The following is an 18,450-nucleotide window of genomic DNA, read 5'->3' as shown; positions in this document are numbered from 1 at the left end:
CGTGTACGCTACGAACCATACGATGCACCGGAGTAGGGCTTGCGGCCGTTTTCAAGTGGAAGATCAATTCACCCGACCCGGTGATCGTCCACGTTCTGTCGGAAAGCCATGACGAAACCTCCGACGCAAATTGATGGTGCCGACGTGGTCGCATATGCGATTCTCGACCCTGCCATCCACGTAGATACTGGAGCACTACGCCTATACGCCGATGGTGCGTTGCAGACCTACTTCTATGGTTTGGCCATTGCCACCTATGACGTCGACAGGTTTTATCTCTTCTTCTGCGATAGCAATTGGGAAACGGAAAACGACACAGTGCACGACTCAGTGGACGATGCAATCGAAACCGCAAAACGCAAATTTGGAATACTTCCAGACCATTGGTGCTTCCACTTTGATGAGATGCGCCCAGATTGATGCGTTGCTGGCATCGATGCAGTAACGCGGGCGAAAACGTCTGGCATTGACTTGATTTTCGGGACAAACCGCTCGACAATCACAAAGACGCGGCACCCCACACCGCAGAAAACCGACAGAACCAAGCGATGAACACGAAGCCCTCGAACAGCCGTTTTGACTTGTGTTGAGTCAACTGCTCGGGCTCGGTTATCGCCACCGTTATTTTCTAAAATGGGCGGGGGCGGAATCGAACCACCTACCTTCGGGTTTTCAGTCCCGCTGCTCAACCATCGAGCTACCCGCCAAATTGCGGCGTTCCCTCCGCAATCCTCGCCAATTGGCGACTACGCAAAATAACAAAGCGGTGAACACGGAGCCGCCGTTCCAGCATGTTCACACTTTCCGAGCCTCTTGGCGGCGGCCCGGTTACCGCTGGCGTTCGTCGGTGAAGGCGCTGGCGTATTCTGATGCTCGGAACACTTTCGTTTCGCAAGCAGCTACATGAATCCATTCAAACAGATTGAGGACCGTTGTGATTGATCCCGCAGCTGGTGCTGGCGGCGCGATTATAGCGACCTGCCTTTTCGTCGTAACGCCAACAGCCGTTGCGCTTCACGCATGTTCGCGGCGGTACTTTACCATTTCTTTCGGAATCGCATTGACCAGCTTTCTTTTTTGGTTTTCGTTGTGGATATGGTTCGATGTCCTTGATAGTAATGGTGGATCGAGAATGTGGCACTCTCTTCCGCTCGTTGTCGCAGGATTTTGGTTACCGCTTATATTTGCTGCTATAATTGGATTGCCGTTCTGCTTGTTCCGGTATGTCAGGGCGAAGAATCAGAAAGATCCGTGGGACGACTAACACTAAAACTTCCATGCACCGTTCAATACCGACGAACAAAGCGTTGCACCGAAGTGGCACTCAGGTGCTTTTTGAACTTATTGGCGTTCACTCGTGCCACTCGGTGAACGCCGACGTTCGCCGACTAACGAGGCTTCTCACATGATTCGCATGTTTACGGCCATTTGTTTTGCAATACTAATCGTGGATTTCGCCGCCGCACAAACGGCGACGCTAAAAATGCGATTTGTCTTCGATGGCGTGCCACCGCCTCTCAAGCAAATCAACCTCGCGTTGCCAGGCGGTCCACTAATTGACGAGCGTCTGTTAGTCGACCCTAAGTCCAACGGTATCAAGAACGTGTTAGTCTACGTCTACACAGGACGCGGAGGATCCAAGCTTGACTTGCCTCCAGACCAGAATCCAAACCAGAAGCGACGCTTGACAATGTCAAACGGTCGTTTCGATCCTCACATTTTGATTGCCCAAGCTGGAGACACCCTCGAACTCATTGAGCAGGGCCCCATCCAACACAATCCAAACCTAAACTTCTTCGCGAATAAACCCCAAGGGATTTTAGTTCCGCCAGGAAAACCACGTCTTGTTCCAGTTCCGAAACCAGAGCCGGCGCCGATACCCGTCGACTGCAACATCCATCCATGGATGCGAGCATACGTTGTAGTCTTGGATCATCCTTTCGCCGCAGTGACAGACTCTGATGGCAATTTAGCAATCGATGGATTGCCTGCAGGGACTTCCCTCACATTTCGTGTTTTTCACGAGGCTGGACGAATTGACCGCGTTAGAATGTCGGGAGCTGAAACAGACTGGCAGAGGAGTCGATTCAATGTCGACCTTGCTGTCGGCGTGAACGATCTTGGCGACATTTTTATTCCGTCCGAATCTCTGGTCCCCTAACTGCTCCAAACCGGCGGCGAACCATGGGTTGCAACGGAGGCCGCGAGCTAGCGTTCTCGAAATGGTTAATCGTTCGCGCGGCCCCGCTGAACCCTAGCGTTATCCGCTTGAATCGAAGATCATGGGCAAACCGACTCTAGAGCAACAAACGATGGACGCAGGCGTTGCGAAGTTGATGCCTCTGCTTTCACCGTACGGTTTCTCCCACGCATCTTCGGATACCGGATCATCTTCGGGCGGTCGGTTTGCCACCGCGACATTCACAAAGAACAATCTCGAAATTGGACTGATCGTTCGGTTCGGTTCCGAACTTGGCTGCCCCAACTACTCCGAGGGAAATGGATATGCTGGCCACGGCGGATTGATGTCGGCCGTAGACCCAGATGCTGAGCCAAGACTCGTACCCAATGGCCCGATTTCGTATTGCGCCGTGGATGGTGGCGACCCATTCGATGCATTGATGTATGATTTGGAGCAAACCATCCTGCCTGCATTGAAGAGAGACCCCGCTGGATTCAGCGTGTCATTGGCGCAGGCACACGGCAGATTCCAACGTCAACTCAAAGGCGGCGGATAACCATGCGGTGAACGGGAGCCGCCGATGACGCGGGTTTTGAAATCATAGTCTTGTGGCGGCGGCCCCGTTACCGCCGTCGTTCTCGGGCAAAACTAGATGTCCATATTTCTCCAAGCATTCCGCGTCGGTGAGACAGTAGTGCTTGCCGATCAGGCATCTCTCGATGAACTGCAGACTCGTTACTCTGATCGACAAATCATCGTGCCCAATATGTCTCGATTTGCTGGTCGCCGGGTGCGGATCACATTCGCATGCACAGCGGATGGATACCAATTCGACGAGGTAGACGGTCGTTGGATGGAAGATGCGATAGTTGACCCTTGTTTGCAACCGAAGATTCAAGCCACAGATGCAATATCGTTCGCTCCAGCAAACCAAACCTACTTTGCAAGGGGCGATAGCCGCGTGGGACCAGGCTACGTTTCGATTGTCGACAGCGCTGACGAACTGTTCCTACGATTTAGAAGCAACAATCCAGATTGTGATTCTCAGAGAATCAATCGGATCGCCGGAATTAGGTGTAGAATTGCGTTCGAGATCAATCTCGGCTTCTACCCGAGATAATCGGCAATGGAACCCCAAAGCCCGAGAACCAAGAAATGCACGCAAGTCGCCGAACGCGTGCTGTGGTAGTGGTGAATCATGCGCGGCGACTGCGTGATTTCAAACGTTCCGCCTCACCGCAACTGAACTGGTTGCACCATGACGGATTTGGATGGAAAGTCGTGTGAGATTATCCGGAGCTGTCAATGCAAAGATTTCCGGAGCTGTCGATGCAACGGAACCGGTTGCCGACGCTTTGCCCCGAGCTCCATCGCCGCCAGCAGATCGTACGTACACGCACGGCATTGACCGATCAGAGACCGACCACAACGGGAATCCAGAATGGCGGGGATCGCGACAATTGGCTGCCGACGATGAGTTTGCAGCAGGCTAGTGCAAACGCTACAATGACCGAAACTGAAATCGCCGCCCGGGCAACAAACCCGACAAGCGGCGGAACCAAACAATGCACGAAAGTTCCGGTGGTTGGTCACTCGTGCACAAAAAGTCACTCGCCGGAACTTCGTGATTGTAACCGTTCGTTGGGAAAACCGAGCTCACCTGAGATGCACCCACAAAGCTTTGACCAAGCACTGCCAGGATTTCTTGAATGCCCGGCTCTCATGGAATCCAAGAAATGACTTACGAAATAGTCGGTGTGTTGATGCTGGCAATCTTCGCTGTCTCCATGCTCTACCCGTGGCATCCTTCTTGGCCTAAGGCAAGATGGCTCGTCCACATGCCACTGGTATTGCTACCGCTATGGGCTTGGTACGAAACGCTGATGCCACGCACGATGAATATCCGGTTCGATTTATTGTTCATCATTGGTGCAATGCGACTATTGTTCATGGTGTACGTTGTGCGCCTAATCCTGTTTTGGTGGCTACTCCATCGCAAGAACAAAAAAACAACCCAATCAGCAATCGGCTCACCGAATTGAGGACACGCTGACGGCGAACAAAACGACAACGAACAAAACGCTGAACCCGAGTTGCCGACGACGGGTTTTTGAAATGGAAGCTTTCTCGCGGCAACCGGGTTAGCGTAGTCGTTCGCCGACAGAGATGAACCGCATTGACGCCGACGAAACCATTTCGCTTTTCGATACGCTCTCTCCTTGTTTCAGTCACTGTGATTGCAGTGCTTCTGGCAGGAGTGACGTATGCGATACGTACAGTTAACGGTGTCCGTCAAGTCGTAATGGACGCTTACCGCGTATGGGGAACAGGCGAACTTGTGGTCGACTACATGAATGCGAATAACCAATGTTGGCCGCAATGTTGGGCTGACCTTGAAACCTTCTTCGCGAACTCGACCAAAACTTACACGGTGATCGAGACTTTCGACGACATACGCGAACACATCGATATTGACTTTGCATTCGACCCGCATTCACACTCGCTTGCCAACGACGCGGACGATCCACCATTTCGTGCGATCTGGCTTCGTAATGGCACTGAATCTCGCTATGTTGGGGCCGGCCCCAATCAAATCGTGTATGCCCATTTAAAGGAGCTCGCAAAAGCCCAGTCAGTTTCCGCAGGAACGCCAATACTGCAAACCGGCGAACATCTACATGGCCTTTGGAGTCAAGTAGTACGTGCGGGTAGACACGGTAAAAGTTTGCCATTTTTTTGTAGCTTGTTTCGTGAGTTCCCTTTCGCCTTCGCCCTTCACTCACAGTTGCGTTGGTGAAGGGCGAAGGCGGAAGGGAACGTACCAACTCGAATCAATTCCGAATTTTCTATCACTCAGATCGAAACGGTTGTTCTTGTTCCCTTTTGTCGAGCTCGGAGCTTGCACTCTCTCACCCGACCCCTTTGGCTACGGTACTGGCTTGGCTTTTCCTGGGGGGAGTCCACTCGCGGGCGGAACTGATGCTAGCGGTTGTCTTGCGCGTTTCCTTGTCGCTGAATTGCCCCGCTCGCCGCAGCGAGTCGGACCACGTGCTTCCCAGCAAGGCGGTTGCGTTCAAACATCTACCGGTGCTCTGCCAAACAACGCCGTGAAGCATTGCTCGGTGTCGGTCTGCGGCTGCTCCGAGGAGCTTACCACATTTCAATTGACCGACCGCATAGAAACTCATTCTGACCTGCTCGCTGCTATTCAATAGGGTTGGCTTTCCGGCTGCACAATCGCGAAGATCATGCAGACGCGGTTCCAGTTCGGGTTCAGCTAGTCGCTCAGGTGCAACATTTGCCTCAGTTCGGTGGAGTACTCCTGGTCTTCTGGATGGTTCTACTGGTTGGTTCTCTTCTGTAAGTAAAACGCTTCGCCAAGCCTCCAATCAATGCGCGTAAGAAACATGCGTCCGAGGAAAGCCTTTCAGGTCAGGCGGCTCCTCAGGGAGCCTCTGCCTACAACGACGGGTTCTTTCGCAGCTCTCTTAAAACGGCTCTGTTTCCTAGTGGCTTAGTTCGCCGGCCTGGCTAGCTTGGCGAAGCGAGTTCTCTTGTGTGTTAGGTTCCTATAATTAAGGTGGTGTGTAAAACAAAGCTGCTTCGTAATTCTTAGCTGAGTAAGCGGTTGAGGTCGAAGACTTGACGACGTCTAAGCATAAAGTAGACGGCCCGACCAAGCTTGACGGCCAAGATCGAGTTGGCTCGAGCCACTCCGTGCTTGCGTTCGATTCGCTGGCAGAAAGCTTTCACTTCTGGCGACTGGCGTTTGATCAGTGGTACGATTTCGCTGAACGCCCATTTGAGATACGCGTTGCCAATCTTGCGACCGGGCGAACCGTAGTTCTTGCCTGCCGAAGTATGCTGACCGCGAACCAGTCGAGCATAGGAGAGGAATTGACCGACTTCACCAAAGCGTCGGATGTTGTGGATCTCGTAGAGGATCGTCATGGCGATAATGCGTCCAACGCCGGGGATTGTTTGTAGCAAGAAGAAGTTGTTAGGGTCGTGAACTTTGGCAGATCGCTCGAGGATGACTTCCAGGCGTTTGATGTATTGATCGTAGTCGTGAAGCAGTCCTAGGTCGGTTTCGACGGAGAAGTGCAGTGAGGGATCGGTGAAGGCATCGGCGACTCCGGCGCGGTTACTTGCATACTGGAGCTTTTTGGTCGGTGGCAAGTTGGCTTGATGATGCAGGTGGGTTAAGTGCGTGAGCGTTTCGCCTCGACGGCGTACCAGATGCATGCGTCGCCGCAGCAGATCACGAGTGCTGCGCCAGGCGGCGGGATAAGCGTAGGCGACGGCAAAGTTTCCACCGCGAAGCAGGTAGGCGAGTTTTTCGGAATCGATCGCATCGTTTTTGACTTTGCCGGCATGGATAGCGCGTAGATAGAGGGCGTGGCCCAGTACAAAATGGATGCGTTGAGCTTCGCACAGGTCGCAGAGCCAGTACCAGTTGAAGGTCGATTCGCATCCGATGACGAGGTTGGAGCGAAAGGGCAGTAGTTTTTCGAGGAAGGTGGCGGTATCGCGGGTATGGAAGTTCGCGTGGAGTCGTTTTTCTCCTTGGGAATCGACGACGCAGGCGTACATACTGTTGGCGTGTAGGTCGATTCCGCAGTAGAATTGATGCTAATTTTGATAGAATTTCATCGTGCGTGTCTTCTTGGGTTGAGGGTGAAACAGTTTTAGCCAGCGATAGATTTCGCTTTGGAGTGTAAGCTCCATTGACGAATGTTTTACAGCTCCGACTGTAATGGAAAAACTGCCTCACCCAAGGAGGCCATGATGAGTATCAATGCGTTCAACCCAAGCCGCCGTGTTGCTTCAACTTACTAAAACGCGTTTCCCGGCGGCTGGGTTAACGCCCACGTTATGCGGATTCATCGCCAATCGATTGAACGCCACGAACAAATCCGCTCCACTCATCCGGCGTCATTTGATCTCGCAACGTTTCCAAAACATTCTTGATCTGCATTGCAAAACACCACGGACCGTCTGCCTTTCCTTGCTCTTCCTTCCATACGGTCGCCGCCTTGGCTTCCCATAAATCCCCGTCTCGTTCCATCGTTACTGTGATTGAGTACTTTTCTGTTTCGTTGTCCATTTGCATAATCCCGAACCGCATAACAAAAAATTGGATCGAAGTCGCGGTCATACCTCTTTCCAATGTCGCGTTCACTTGCCGCGACTCGATCAATTTAGTCGTTATGCCTTCAGATGAAACTTCACCCTCCAACATTCATCCGGCAAACTGACAGCGTCTTCGCTGACACATTGGCTGATAGTGGATTCCAACCTGACGGGCAGGACCACGAAGATGACTGGCACGTTGGTCGGCGATACCGAGCCGATGACCGCTATATCGAAATCACCGCCGATTGCCATTTTCGCGATGGTGAACCTGAGTGCCGAGTGATTCTGGGCCACGGTTCAAACGACTGGCCGGAATGCGATTGGAACTACATCGCGCTTTGGCGACTAAGTGGTACTGGTGCCAACTATCCGTTCAAGACGCCATCCGAAATTCCTGACCTCCTTGCGGTGATGCTTGCCGACCTTCAAATCCACGCATACGATTTCCTGAATGGTGACCTTGTCCGATTTATTAATGCGCGTGCTATACAGTCGCGAAATCGGGAGCCGATCAAGAGGTATTCGCCTCAATCTGACGGAACCTACGCGACCACGATCGACCCGGTTACTCAGGCACTGAAGGATCGGTATTCGAACCCTGATACGGCATAACCAAGCGTTGGACGCGGAGCCGCCGTTCGCGTCGTTCCTGAAGTCAATGTTGATTGGCGGCGGCCCGGTCAACGCGGCCGTTATTTGCCAAAAACAGATTCGTGAGAGATGCCTCTTGATCCCGCTAGCGACGACAGCTTTGCATGGCATATTGATCTGCGTTCCGTTTACTATCTTCGCAATCGGCACGTTTTGGACGCGTCCACGACTTTGGCTTCATAGCCTCCCACGCGACATTCAAGAAATGGCTGGTGCGAAGACGGACGCCGAAACAAATCAAACCAAATGGCTCCTTATTGCTTTTCTGATTCTACTCCCCGGCAGCTCGGTAGCCTCTCTGGTGTTTACAAGCTATTCGCGACCAATTGATTTGACTGTCGCTGGCGCATTCGTACATCTCTACGGTGTTTGGTTAATCGTCCACTTGTGGGATCTGCTGATAATTGATTTGGGGCACGTACTTTTCATTAACACCGAATCGCCACCAATCGCTAACACGGCGGGGGCACGTGGATACAAAGACTTTGCTTTTCATGGTCGTGCATTTGTGAAGGCATGCATCCTGAGCCTATTGTTTGTCGTACCGGCATCAATAATAATCGGCTTGGCTATTTGAACCGACACGAGCAAATAACAAAGCGGTGAACCGAAGTCGCCGACAACGCGTTTTTTGAAACCATAGTTTTCTGGCGGCGACTCGGTTACCGCTGCCGTTATTTGGCTAAGCGATGGATGCTCAACGATATATCGAAGTGACTGGCGAAGGCTGTTTCACCGAAACAGCGAATCGCTACGTTGCCGAAGTATCTGTCGAAGTACGCGCCGCAAAGAAGGAGACCGTTCTCGACGAGGTTCGAGAATTCTGGTCCGCAGCTATTGCATCTCTTCGTGAGAATGGAATTGCCGATACTGAAATTGCTGAAGGCGGCATCGATTATTTTCGACCTTGGTACTGGCGCAAGAAACCGGGGCAGACTGGCACACGAAAAATCATCCTGAAGGTCCCCGAATTCGACCGACTTAACACTGCGTTGGAGGCGCTCGAAACGCTTCGGTCAGGCGAGCGACGTTCGCTCACGGTCGATTTGAAACAACCAGAATTCGATTCTTCGTCGGACGCCAAATCGAATGCACTTTCCGCCGCATTCAGCGATGCGAAAACCAAAGCCGAAACATTGGCTCAACAAATGGGCGTCAACCTTGGCGACGTGCTACGCGTAGAAGAAGGGCGAACTGCTCGACGACGGTCAGGATTCAGTGGTGATGACGACTGGATTGGGGACGGCGACCGTTTTGGTGGCTATGGCGGCGCTGTCGTTCTTGCCGCCGGTGGTGGTGCGGCAGATGATGACGATGACTTTACGCCTGGTGATCCAACTCGCGACATTTGGGTAAAATGCCGGGTGCGGTTTTCGATCGCATCAAACGCTTAATCGCGAATCGCCAAATAACAAAAAAAATGCACCCGAGTCGCGAAGGCGGGCGTTTTGACAATGGACAATCTCTCGTCGCGACCCTCGTTGTTACACACAAGTTTCAGTAGCTCCGGGGCCGAAGGTTTGCCAGCAAGTGGCGATGAGGTACATCGCTTGAAGGCCAAGCCATACTGTCTGTGGACCAGGCGGACCGGCGTTCTTGCGATTTACATATCCGCCAAGCTGCGCGACCAACTGCGTCATCTCAAGTAACGACGGTGGCTTCTTCGGGAGTGGCTTCCGTTTGACCACTTGCCAAACGCTCTTCCATTCCGCTTCGGTATACAAATGCGAACATGGCTTCTCGGCATGCGTGCGGCTCATCCGACACACATAAAGACTGCGCCATGCCACGATCAAGTACAACGCTAACGCTGGTAAGAACCGATCCATGTGCTCAAAACGTCGTGACTCAATCTTGCAGCCACTCTTGAGCACTTTGAAAAACAATTCGATCATCCAACGTTGTAGGTAGTACTCAATGACTAGTTCGACTTCCTCTCGCGTCGAGATTGGCAAGCTGGTCAGCAACAGCCACTCAATCGGTTCATCGCTCGTGGTTGGTTTCGTTTCTCGAACCAAGACCGCTCGGACTGAAACACCTTCGCGTTTGCCTACACGTGGATCGTTCAGTGTGATCTCACCGCTGTGCACACTTACCAAAACACTTCGATCACGCCGGTCGGCCCGACTTGGATGGTGCTTGAGGGTTGCACTGCCCCAAGATTCCCGGGCGCGGATGTCAAGCTCACGAGTAAACAATGGTTTGCTTTGACGCAATGCTTCACGCACAGGAATCGATGGATTCGATTTGTTTTCCTTGTTCAAAATGCGGTCGCCATCGCTGCGGATCACCCACTCAAAGTCACTTTGTGATCGGCACAAATCGATGACTTCGGTAATGTCGCTCTCGCGATCAGCCAGCATGACGAGTTGTGTTTTGGGTAAGTGCGATTTGACTTCGGCGCAATGTTTGGCTGTGGTGAGCCAGCGGTAAGTCTCTTTCTCTTCGAAGGGTTTATTCTTGATCTGGATTCGTTTTTCGCTTGAGCCACGCTTGGCCGGTTGGTCTGCTCTGGGTTCGCGCGACCAAGCTTCGGCCGATACGGTTCCTAGCGGTGTGCCGTCGGTTGTGAAGGCATGCAGCAAGTGCAACAACGCTCCGCAACGATTTCCGTTTTGCAGTGGGCCGGCCCCTTCGACTTCCGAGTGGGGGCGCGTCAGGTCCAGTTCGGTCGTGTCTTGGATGAGCAAAGCGACTTTTTGGAGTTTGACTCGGCGGTAGGTGCTTTCGATGTGCGGTGCGATGACACTTTCAAAAGTGACTTTGTCATTATCGAAGAAGCGATAGGCGGCGACCATTTCGGCGCGGTCGTTGCAAGCCGCAGGAATGCTTGCAGTAGAAGCTTGCGAAAGGCTATCGAGCAGTTTTTGAAAGCGTTGTTCGAGTCGTTTATCGAATAGTTCGACGTCTTGAATTTCGTCCATGACCCACTGACTTCTCATGATCATTGACCTCCCTGTCAATTAGCGTCACATTCCCATCCCTGTTTGAAAACATCCCAAAATAATCAGCTTGACCTCGCCAAGCCGAATAGAACAAAATATAGCCTTTAAACTTGTGTGTAACAACAAAGTCGCGACCGGGTGATTTTAGACGTTATCCCATTCTATGCGCAGTGATGCCATGACTTGGACTCGCGAACAATTTCTAGAAACTGCGGTGTTGTTTCGCGACCGTTGGCGGATCGCGGCCGACCGTCTTCGAATTGAGCCGCGACGTTTCTGCGATCTCGTGAGGCTGCTGGATGCTGACTTCAAATCGCCGGAACAACACTCGAACGAAGCCGCGACCGACGATCCGCATTACCTTATCACTCACCGAATGCACTTGAATTTTGTCGCCCATCCTGCAACTGCGACACTGGCATCGCCATATGAACCACTCCTGCAAATCATCGAAAACGGTGGATGCTACACGGTCGAACATTGCTACATTGATGTACGAGACAACGAATGCAATCCTATTGGCGGGTTTGATGTGTCCGTCAAAACGATGGGATAACCAAGCGGTGAACCGAAGCCGCCGATGACGCGTTTTTTGAAATTATAGTTTTTTTGGCGGCGGCTCGGTTACCGCCGTCGTTCTCTGACCATTGCAATAGCTTCCAGGACTGACGGCGGCTAAACGATGCGCTTGCATTGAAGAATTGCACACCAACTTTGTTGCAAAAACGGAGCTAAACGATGCGCTCGATAAAACGGATATTCCGATGAAATTTTTTTGAGGATGCTTTTCACCTATCGAATCCAGTGCGACGGTAGCTAAACGATGCGCTCGAAAAACAGATTCTCCGATGAAACTTGCTTGATGATGCCTTTCATAAACCGCTTCCAGTGCAACGGTAGCTAAACGATGCGCTAGGAAATTGACTCACAAAATCCCAATGTTACCGACTCTAGTTATTTAACTTCGGAAATCGAAACAGAAATCGGTTATACTCCGAACTCTGCTACACTGGGTTCGTCAGAGAACCAAGCGATGAACACGAAGTCGCGGAGCCGGGCGATTTTGCAATGGATAATCAACCTCCGCGACTCGGTTATCGCACTCGTTCTCTGACCATTGCGATGGCTTCCAGGACGGACCGGGGCTAAACGATGCGCTTGCATTGGCGGCTTCAACACACGAACTTTGTTGAAGCAGAAGGAACTAAACGACGCGCTCGACAGCACGGATTCTCCGATGAAACTTGATTGATGATGCTTTTAATGAACCGCTTCCAGTACGACGGGAGCTAAACGATGCGCTCGGCAAAACAGATTCTCCGATGAAACTTGCTTGATGATGCCTTTTGTAAACCGCTTCCAGTGCAACGGTAGCTAAACGATGCGCTAGCAGATGGACTCGTAAAATCCCAATGTTATCGACTCTAGGTATTTAACCCCGGAAATAGAAGCAGAAATCGGTTATACTCCAAACTTGGGTACACTGGGTTCGTCAGAGAACCATGCGTTCAACCAAAGCCGCCGAGCTTGTCCAACTTACTAAACTGCGTTACCCGGCGGCTTGGTTAACGCTCACGTTCTGCTTGAAGATTCGACCGATGAAACAATTTCTATTGCTTGCACTCGGACTACTCAGCGGAACTTATACCACCGCATTTTCCCAGGAGCCGAGTGAAGCCTTCATCGAATCGATTAACGCTTTACTCGCCCATGCAAGCACTGATGCTTTACCAGAAGCGGACCGGATAGAGTTGTTTTTGCTTGAATTCGACAACGATGCGACAGCAGAGAAAGAAACGGAATTTGCGATTGCCGGCACTGATCTAGCATTCCCCATTGTTGCAAAAAAAGAATTGAGTGGAAAGCAATGTGCTCATTTGGTGGCGATGTGGCGTAAGACAACTGTATCAACGAGCGGCGGAGCATTCTGCCATGTCCCTAAGTACGGTATTCGAATCTACCGTGATACGAACTTGCTTCTAGAAACAACGGTTTCACATGAATGCGAGAATTTTTATATGCCACAACTTGACGCAAAGACTGGTTTGCCAATTTCGCAAATGACTAGTTTTGGAAGCGGCGAGGATAAACTATTGAAGGCTCTCGCATTACATTTCCGCGAGCACAACGATACTAAATAGCAGAACCAGACAATGCACCGAAGCGACAAACGGGTGCTTTTTCAAATGGAACAATTACCGTTGTCGCTCGGTGATTGTCGCCGTTATCCGCCTAAGCAAATCGCTACATTGAGATGTTTTCCAGAATGGCAAATTCCAACGTGAAAATCCTCTGGATTGACTGCCTTGGCGGCTTGATTGTCGGCGTTGTCGTCTTGTTGATCTGCGGACTGCTCAGCAAATGGGAGAACCTGCCAACTTCAATCGTAATCTCGATGGGCTTGGCTAATCTTTTCTATGGTGGCTACTCACTATACGTAACCACTCGAATACCTCGCCCGATGTCGCTTGTCAAAATCCTTGCAGTCGCCAACATGTTTTGGTTGTTCGTGTGCTTCGCAATTGCTGTATACTTTTGGGAGGAAATATCTGCCTTGGGGCTACTGCACGTTATTGGTGAGGGCATCTATGTTGCGGCCCTTGGCTTTACGGAGTGGAGGTGGAGGCATACTCTTTCCGTTGCAACAACGCGAATCGGCGGATAACAAAACGATGCACGCGAAGCCGCCGTCGGCGCGTATTTTGAAGCAATGATCACTCCGGCGGCTCGGTGATCGTAACCGTTCTGCCATTGGAAGCCCCACATGATTTATGCCCGCGCGATTTACTTATTTGCATTGTTCGCGATGCTTTCGCTTGGCTGCACTGGCACAAAAACTCAACAAGGCGCCACGTCATCGGTGCTCGCAACTGAAGCGACCCAGCGAATGGTTGGACAATGGGGAATTGATGGCGAGGTCTCGCTCATTATCAAGCTGGATCGTGATCAAGTTGTCGTTTCCGCACCAGACAACGATACATGGCGTATGGATATTTTGGACGCAAGAATCGTAGATGATGCAATCCACTTTACGCAGAAGAACTACTTACACGACGGCGAATTCCATTTTTTCAATGGTGTCGCCTGCAACTCGGTCGCAAAGTTAGTGGACGACGACACATTGGAAATGGGAATGACTACTGTGCAGATGCCAGAGTATGAATCCGATCTACTGACTCGCATCAAATGATGGCAGAACCAAGCGATGCACCTAAGCCGCCGAACGGTGCGTTTTGACCATGGAAAGATCACTCCGGCGGCTAGGTGATCGCAATCGTTATGTTGGAAAGGTCGCGTTTGTTGTGATCGTTCGCCGCGTCTACCTAGTTGAGCCTACAAACCAACTCGTCGAATTGCTTTCGTTTGACCCAAACCATCCGTTGCAGGACGATGTCGCCATCCTCTGCCCTGAATTGGACTTCGAACTGCATTACGATGGCTGGCGCAAGGCATGGGAAAGCAAGGCAAAATCTACGTTCGTTGAAAACGTAATTTCTGAGTGGGGCGACAGTCCGTCGGTTTCGCTCCTCGTAACAGACTTGCAATCTCGTACATACGCTGAAGCGTTCGACTCTTGGTGGACAATTCGCGAGATTGATCATTCGACGATTGACGCATCCTGGCGTCCCTCCTGATTTGAACGCTATTGCAGCGGCGCCGCGGTTGGCGTTAAATTTCTGTGTCCGTAATCGCCCTCGATTAAGCCATACGGTTTATCTGTGTTTGTGGTGCCCGGATCGTTACAACATAACAAGGCCATGCACGCCGAGCACGCGATCGGCCGTATTCCAATGGAGGCTTTCCTCGCGCGTGCCGGGTGATGGCCAGCGTTATTTGGCTGAGGATGTCTGATGAAGATGCAATCAACCTATGGCATTTTCGACGACGAAGCCGATCACCTAATTGCGATGGTTCGCAGCCACGCGCCCCTTGATTCTATCGCTGCAACTCCTTGCCCCGCATGCGGTACAAACATGGTCGTTTCGTTCAACGACGATGGCACCGGATTCGAACTGACCTGCAAAGGCGATCCGCTACACATGACCACGTTCCAGCAGATCACTAATCCGCCGCCGTGGTGGCAACAGTGCTACGAACAGCCAACTGACATGACTTGGTATTGGCGTGAATGGCATTCATTCGATGACAACGGGACACTTCACATGAAGATTTCAGGTTGGCGGGCTGATGATGTCCGTTGGTCCGGTGCGTTGGAATGCCCACGGGATCATCGCGACTATGACTTTTGGCAATGGATACTCAATGAATCGGGTTGCACAAAAGACCTTATCAGCGATACTGATCTGGACCTACTTCGAGCACAATACCAGAACGCCAAATAACCATCGCATGCAACGGAGCCGGCGGTCGGGTCGGTTTTGAAATCAACGCACCTCGCGCCGGCCCGCTGATGCGTGTCGTTCGCCTAGTGAGTTTCTCCCAACTGATTTGTGATTTCCAACATGCACAACTTTCAGGGAATCCCAACTGAACGGCATTTTGATCCATATGATGGCGACTTAGACGCGCAGTGTGCCTGGAAGAATTTTGGTGGTCTTACACTTGAAGCGGCCAAGATTAAATTTGCGACCCATCCAGAAGTATTCCAGGAAGACTTTATGTTCATGGGGGGAAAGGCCTTTGCGTACTACTATCCGGTGCTTGACTCGTACATACGTGACACTTCCATAATAGATCCAGAGGATCGTGATGACCGTGAGGCATGGATTATCCCACAGTGCATAAAGAATCAGTTTCAGGGGTGGAACTACCCCCACGTTCGACATCTCAAGCATCATGTACTTGAACTGTGTCTGTTTGTTCGCGAAAACCTATCGTTGTTTGGTTCGGATCAAAAGGAACTCGGCCAAATAAACGAGCAATGGCTATTACTACAGCAGCACCTAGAACAACTCAAATACTAGGCGAACCCAGAAATGCACCGAAGTTGCCGAGTCGGTCAAACTTACTAACAAATCACCTTCGGCAACTCGGTGATTTCAACCGTTCGTGCACCAACCTACAACCTAAGCCCCCCAATAAAATCTAGATGACACCCTACCTAATTGTTCGTGACGCGAGAAAAGCCATCGAGTTCTATTGCACGGCATTTCGTGCGCAAGAGGTCATTGTCTTGGCGATGGCAGACGGAAAAATTCCCCATGCGGAACTACAAATTGATGGTCAAGAAATGATGGTTGCCGATGAATTTCCTGCGATGGGTTATATGAGTCCAGAATCCCTTGGTGGAACAGCTGTATCGCTATACTTGCGCGTGCAGGATGTTGATTCTGTTGTTAGGAATGCTGTTTTGATTGGCGCGAAATGTACGTCAGAACCTACGGATCAATTCGACGGCGACCGTCGAGCCACATTGATCGACCCATTTGGACACAGTTGGCTTATTGCCACGACACAAGAATCGATCTCGAAATCCGAGATGAAGAATCGCTTTGATGCCATGATGCAATCAAACCCGCAGTAAGCACGAACAAAAACATGCACCCGAGTTGCGGATCGGGCGTTACTTCAAATCGATGTCGCTTGGCCGCAACCGGGTGATTTTAGTCGTTCGTCGGACTTAGCGTTTTCGCACTTCCGACCGTGGATATGGTGCGGACTGACTATGACCGTCATAGCTGCCATCAATTGGGAACTCCACGATGATCGTGTCTCCGTCGATTGATTCGACCCGCCCGTGATGGTTGGGCGGCATCCCTGGACACATTCGCCGCAACATCGCAAGCCCTGCGTCTAATACTTCAACGTCGTCACCGACTTTCAACTCGTCCATTAGTGTCCTCACTTTTCTGGTTTTCCTAGTGATTCCCATTTTGCCCACGCATCATCACATTTACTGACGCCACTCGATATTGGCGGACTGCCAATCACAAATGGCTTGCCACATCGCTCATCATCGCAATGGTGAGATGCCCAATACGTCTCCCATTGCTTCCGCTCGTCTGTCCTGTGATCGCAACCACAAAAGCCGACGAACAAAGCAATGCATGGGAGCACGCCATAGAAGAATCTTTTCATAATGGTAAACCTTTCGGGGCGTGCCCCATGATTGCCAGCGTTCGTCCGGCAAGAAGACATACTGAACACCATACCTAAAGCCACATCGCATGGACTCAACGAACAGCACCAACCCCTACGCACCACCGCTGTCAATCGAACGTTACCGCTTGTTCGGAACGCCAATGGATTTGCACCTGCGCGGAATCGCGACGGCAATTTGCTATCCGCTTGCTATCTTGCTCTACAAGTGGGACCCAACTGTACACGATGCCTCAATCGACATTCTCGCGAAGGTGATGATGTGGTCGGGTGTATTACTCATCGCTCCCCTTTTCATCGTGCCATGTCTTAATCAAAAGCGAATCGGACTATTGTGTTATGCAATCCCGATTCCAATCATCGCCATCTTGTGGATCCTTGGAATTCCACCGGGGATTCGGTAAACCGCGATTGCAGATGAACCAATGTAACAGCTCCACTATCGACAATACGGACGAACCAAGCGATGCACGCAAGTCGCCGGTCGGCCGCGAATTCAAATCATAGTGTTTTTGCGGCGACTGCGTGATCGCCAGCGTTCTGTCCCAAAACTGGTCACGACCATGGAAGCTGATTTGGCAACAGGAAATCGCAATGGCTTGGCGATCATTACCAAGTATGCAAAGATTCCGCCCAGTCGCATCACTTACCACTATGATGCAGGGACTGAAATGCTTGAACAAATTGAACGCGGCTTGCTCTTCGTGATGGCGTTCTGGAGCGGCACTTCATTCCAATCATTGATAGCGATTACTGAACTGTTGGCAGAACTTGATCCAGATGCGCGGCTTGAATTTGTGATCATTGACACGGACGGTGCAACCGAACTGTCTGATCATCCCAGTTTCAAGAATTGCCTTCATGGTTGCGGCGAGATTGCGTGGATTCGCAAAGGCAACATTGTCGCTACGACGAATATCGGATTCGACCCAAAAGACTACCGCAAGAACACGCAGGAACTCCTGAGTCTCGCGTGACGCGGGGACAGAACAAACCGTTGCCCCAAGCCCGCGATCGGGTGCTTTTGAAATGGAAACCTTCATCGCGCGGGCTGGGTGAACGGTGCCGTTCCCCGACTGAGACCCTTGATCGGCAACAATCGTTTCGGAGTCTGAAAAATTGCATCCAATCGTGCGCCGGGCACTCGCATTCACTGCGACACTGAAATGGGAAAACCCATCAGTGCTTGATACAAGACCTGCAGACGCCGAGATCGTTGCGACTTACGGTACTCCTGGGTACACGGACTACATGGCAATCACGATCGAAATGCAATGGTCGTCCTCCGCTCGCGAACACATTCTCGCTACTTCAAAAACTGCGGAGCGACCTGAGATTGAACGCTTTCTTGATTCACCGACAACGGTCGTGGTAACGTGTAGCCAAACTGATGTAATTCACCATTGTTTTCCCGGCATCGACCTCGACTAATTCAAGCCCAGGTCGGCGGGGAACCATGTGGTGCACCCGAGCACG

27 protein-coding genes and 1 tRNA gene are annotated in these 18,450 nt (G+C 51.4%); 21 read left to right on the top strand and 7 right to left on the bottom strand.

Translation table 11 applies throughout. The features are described from left to right. Positions 1-108 precede the first annotated feature (108 nt). Entirely contained in the window at positions 109-420 is a 312-nt protein-coding gene (locus tag SH451x_RS11700; protein ID WP_479362638.1) for a hypothetical protein, read from the top strand. Positions 421-634: 214 nt separating this feature from the next. On the opposite strand, the gene SH451x_RS11695 is transcribed toward SH451x_RS11700, so the two are convergent. Continuing rightward, a tRNA-OTHER gene (locus SH451x_RS11695) sits at positions 635-706 on the bottom strand. A gap of 699 nt (positions 707-1,405) precedes the next feature. Between SH451x_RS11695 and SH451x_RS11690 the strand changes: the two genes are divergently transcribed. The 6 genes from SH451x_RS11690 (at position 1,406) to SH451x_RS11665 (ending at position 4,979) form a co-directional block, all read left to right on the top strand. Beyond that, entirely contained in the window at positions 1,406-2,161 is a 756-nt protein-coding gene (locus tag SH451x_RS11690) for a cupredoxin domain-containing protein (protein ID WP_479362637.1), read from the top strand. Positions 2,162-2,282: 121 nt separating this feature from the next. After that, positions 2,283-2,738 carry a hypothetical protein gene (locus tag SH451x_RS11685; protein WP_479362636.1) on the top strand — a complete coding sequence of 152 codons (456 nt, stop codon included), beginning with the start codon at positions 2,283-2,285 and terminating at the stop codon, positions 2,736-2,738. A gap of 96 nt (positions 2,739-2,834) precedes the next feature. Next, on the top strand, positions 2,835-3,302 hold the full coding sequence (locus tag SH451x_RS11680; RefSeq protein WP_479362635.1) for a hypothetical protein: 468 nt from the start codon (positions 2,835-2,837) through the stop codon (positions 3,300-3,302). A gap of 163 nt (positions 3,303-3,465) precedes the next feature. Beyond that, on the top strand, positions 3,466-3,675 hold the full coding sequence (locus SH451x_RS11675; RefSeq protein ID WP_479362634.1) for a hypothetical protein: 210 nt from the start codon (positions 3,466-3,468) through the stop codon (positions 3,673-3,675). 243 nt (positions 3,676-3,918) lie between these two features. Further along, positions 3,919-4,224 (top strand): hypothetical protein, encoded by a 306-nt coding sequence (locus tag SH451x_RS11670; RefSeq protein WP_479362633.1) that lies wholly within the window; start codon positions 3,919-3,921, stop codon positions 4,222-4,224. 191 nt (positions 4,225-4,415) lie between these two features. Beyond that, positions 4,416-4,979, top strand: coding sequence for a hypothetical protein (locus SH451x_RS11665; RefSeq protein ID WP_479362632.1), 564 nt, complete (start codon positions 4,416-4,418; stop codon positions 4,977-4,979). Between the two features lie 112 nt (positions 4,980-5,091). On the opposite strand, the gene SH451x_RS11660 is transcribed toward SH451x_RS11665, so the two are convergent. From SH451x_RS11660 to SH451x_RS11650, 3 genes are all read right to left on the bottom strand, one after another. Next, positions 5,092-5,370, bottom strand: a complete 279-nt coding sequence (locus tag SH451x_RS11660; protein ID WP_479362582.1) for a hypothetical protein — start codon at positions 5,368-5,370, stop codon at positions 5,092-5,094. A 424-nt stretch (positions 5,371-5,794) separates the two neighbouring features. Next, on the bottom strand, positions 5,795-6,796 hold the full coding sequence (locus tag SH451x_RS11655) for an IS110 family RNA-guided transposase (protein WP_479362905.1): 1,002 nt from the start codon (positions 6,794-6,796) through the stop codon (positions 5,795-5,797). 259 nt (positions 6,797-7,055) lie between these two features. After that, positions 7,056-7,289 (bottom strand): hypothetical protein, encoded by a 234-nt coding sequence (locus SH451x_RS11650; protein WP_479362631.1) that lies wholly within the window; start codon positions 7,287-7,289, stop codon positions 7,056-7,058. A gap of 113 nt (positions 7,290-7,402) precedes the next feature. On the opposite strand from SH451x_RS11650, the gene SH451x_RS11645 reads away from it, so the two are divergent. The 3 genes from SH451x_RS11645 to SH451x_RS11635 all read left to right on the top strand — a co-directional run bounded on the left by SH451x_RS11645 (position 7,403) and on the right by SH451x_RS11635 (position 9,363). Further along, positions 7,403-7,930, top strand: coding sequence for a hypothetical protein (locus SH451x_RS11645; protein WP_479362630.1), 528 nt, complete (start codon positions 7,403-7,405; stop codon positions 7,928-7,930). 46 nt (positions 7,931-7,976) lie between these two features. Beyond that, a complete protein-coding gene (locus tag SH451x_RS11640; protein ID WP_479362629.1) occupies positions 7,977-8,546 on the top strand; it encodes a hypothetical protein in 570 nt (189 codons plus the stop codon). Between the two features lie 112 nt (positions 8,547-8,658). Beyond that, complete coding sequence (locus tag SH451x_RS11635) at positions 8,659-9,363, top strand: SIMPL domain-containing protein (RefSeq protein WP_479362628.1); 705 nt, start codon at positions 8,659-8,661, stop codon at positions 9,361-9,363. Between the two features lie 90 nt (positions 9,364-9,453). Here SH451x_RS11635 and SH451x_RS11630 read toward each other — a convergent pair whose 3' ends face one another. Beyond that, positions 9,454-10,911 (bottom strand): IS4 family transposase, encoded by a 1,458-nt coding sequence (locus SH451x_RS11630; protein WP_479361910.1) that lies wholly within the window; start codon positions 10,909-10,911, stop codon positions 9,454-9,456. Positions 10,912-11,077: 166 nt separating this feature from the next. Here SH451x_RS11630 and SH451x_RS11625 point away from each other — a divergent pair, with 166 nt between their 5' ends. From SH451x_RS11625 to SH451x_RS11590, 8 genes are all read left to right on the top strand, one after another. Beyond that, the gene (locus SH451x_RS11625) at positions 11,078-11,470 is read left to right on the top strand and encodes a hypothetical protein (RefSeq protein WP_479362627.1); all 393 of its coding nucleotides are present in this window, start codon (positions 11,078-11,080) and stop codon (positions 11,468-11,470) included. 946 nt (positions 11,471-12,416) lie between these two features. Beyond that, entirely contained in the window at positions 12,417-13,055 is a 639-nt protein-coding gene (locus SH451x_RS11620) for a hypothetical protein (protein WP_479362626.1), read from the top strand. 125 nt (positions 13,056-13,180) lie between these two features. Continuing rightward, on the top strand, positions 13,181-13,579 hold the full coding sequence (locus SH451x_RS11615; protein WP_479362625.1) for a hypothetical protein: 399 nt from the start codon (positions 13,181-13,183) through the stop codon (positions 13,577-13,579). A 99-nt stretch (positions 13,580-13,678) separates the two neighbouring features. Beyond that, on the top strand, positions 13,679-14,104 hold the full coding sequence (locus SH451x_RS11610; RefSeq protein WP_479362624.1) for a hypothetical protein: 426 nt from the start codon (positions 13,679-13,681) through the stop codon (positions 14,102-14,104). 49 nt (positions 14,105-14,153) lie between these two features. Continuing rightward, entirely contained in the window at positions 14,154-14,549 is a 396-nt protein-coding gene (locus tag SH451x_RS11605; RefSeq protein WP_479362623.1) for a hypothetical protein, read from the top strand. A gap of 216 nt (positions 14,550-14,765) precedes the next feature. Beyond that, complete coding sequence (locus tag SH451x_RS11600) at positions 14,766-15,257, top strand: hypothetical protein (RefSeq protein ID WP_479362622.1); 492 nt, start codon at positions 14,766-14,768, stop codon at positions 15,255-15,257. Between the two features lie 120 nt (positions 15,258-15,377). Next, positions 15,378-15,839, top strand: a complete 462-nt coding sequence (locus SH451x_RS11595) for a hypothetical protein (protein WP_479362621.1) — start codon at positions 15,378-15,380, stop codon at positions 15,837-15,839. A gap of 125 nt (positions 15,840-15,964) precedes the next feature. Further along, positions 15,965-16,399, top strand: coding sequence for a VOC family protein (locus tag SH451x_RS11590; protein WP_479362620.1), 435 nt, complete (start codon positions 15,965-15,967; stop codon positions 16,397-16,399). A 96-nt stretch (positions 16,400-16,495) separates the two neighbouring features. Here the strand turns inward: SH451x_RS11590 and SH451x_RS11585 are convergent, their stop codons facing one another. Beyond that, a complete protein-coding gene (locus SH451x_RS11585; protein WP_479362619.1) occupies positions 16,496-16,708 on the bottom strand; it encodes a hypothetical protein in 213 nt (70 codons plus the stop codon). Positions 16,709-16,716: 8 nt separating this feature from the next. Continuing rightward, entirely contained in the window at positions 16,717-16,953 is a 237-nt protein-coding gene (locus tag SH451x_RS11580) for a hypothetical protein (RefSeq protein ID WP_479362618.1), read from the bottom strand. An 89-nt stretch (positions 16,954-17,042) separates the two neighbouring features. Here SH451x_RS11580 and SH451x_RS11575 point away from each other — a divergent pair, with 89 nt between their 5' ends. The 3 genes from SH451x_RS11575 (at position 17,043) to SH451x_RS11565 (ending at position 18,405) form a co-directional block, all read left to right on the top strand. Beyond that, positions 17,043-17,378 (top strand): hypothetical protein, encoded by a 336-nt coding sequence (locus SH451x_RS11575; protein WP_479362607.1) that lies wholly within the window; start codon positions 17,043-17,045, stop codon positions 17,376-17,378. Positions 17,379-17,537: 159 nt separating this feature from the next. Continuing rightward, a complete protein-coding gene (locus tag SH451x_RS11570) occupies positions 17,538-17,951 on the top strand; it encodes a hypothetical protein (RefSeq protein WP_479362617.1) in 414 nt (137 codons plus the stop codon). 205 nt (positions 17,952-18,156) lie between these two features. Further along, a complete protein-coding gene (locus SH451x_RS11565) occupies positions 18,157-18,405 on the top strand; it encodes a hypothetical protein (RefSeq protein ID WP_479362616.1) in 249 nt (82 codons plus the stop codon). Positions 18,406-18,450 lie beyond the last annotated feature (45 nt).

Source organism: Njordella aestuarii (assembly GCF_056494165.1).
The sequence above is the reverse complement of the archived record's forward strand: the minus strand, read 5'-3'. Positions and strand labels throughout refer to the sequence as shown.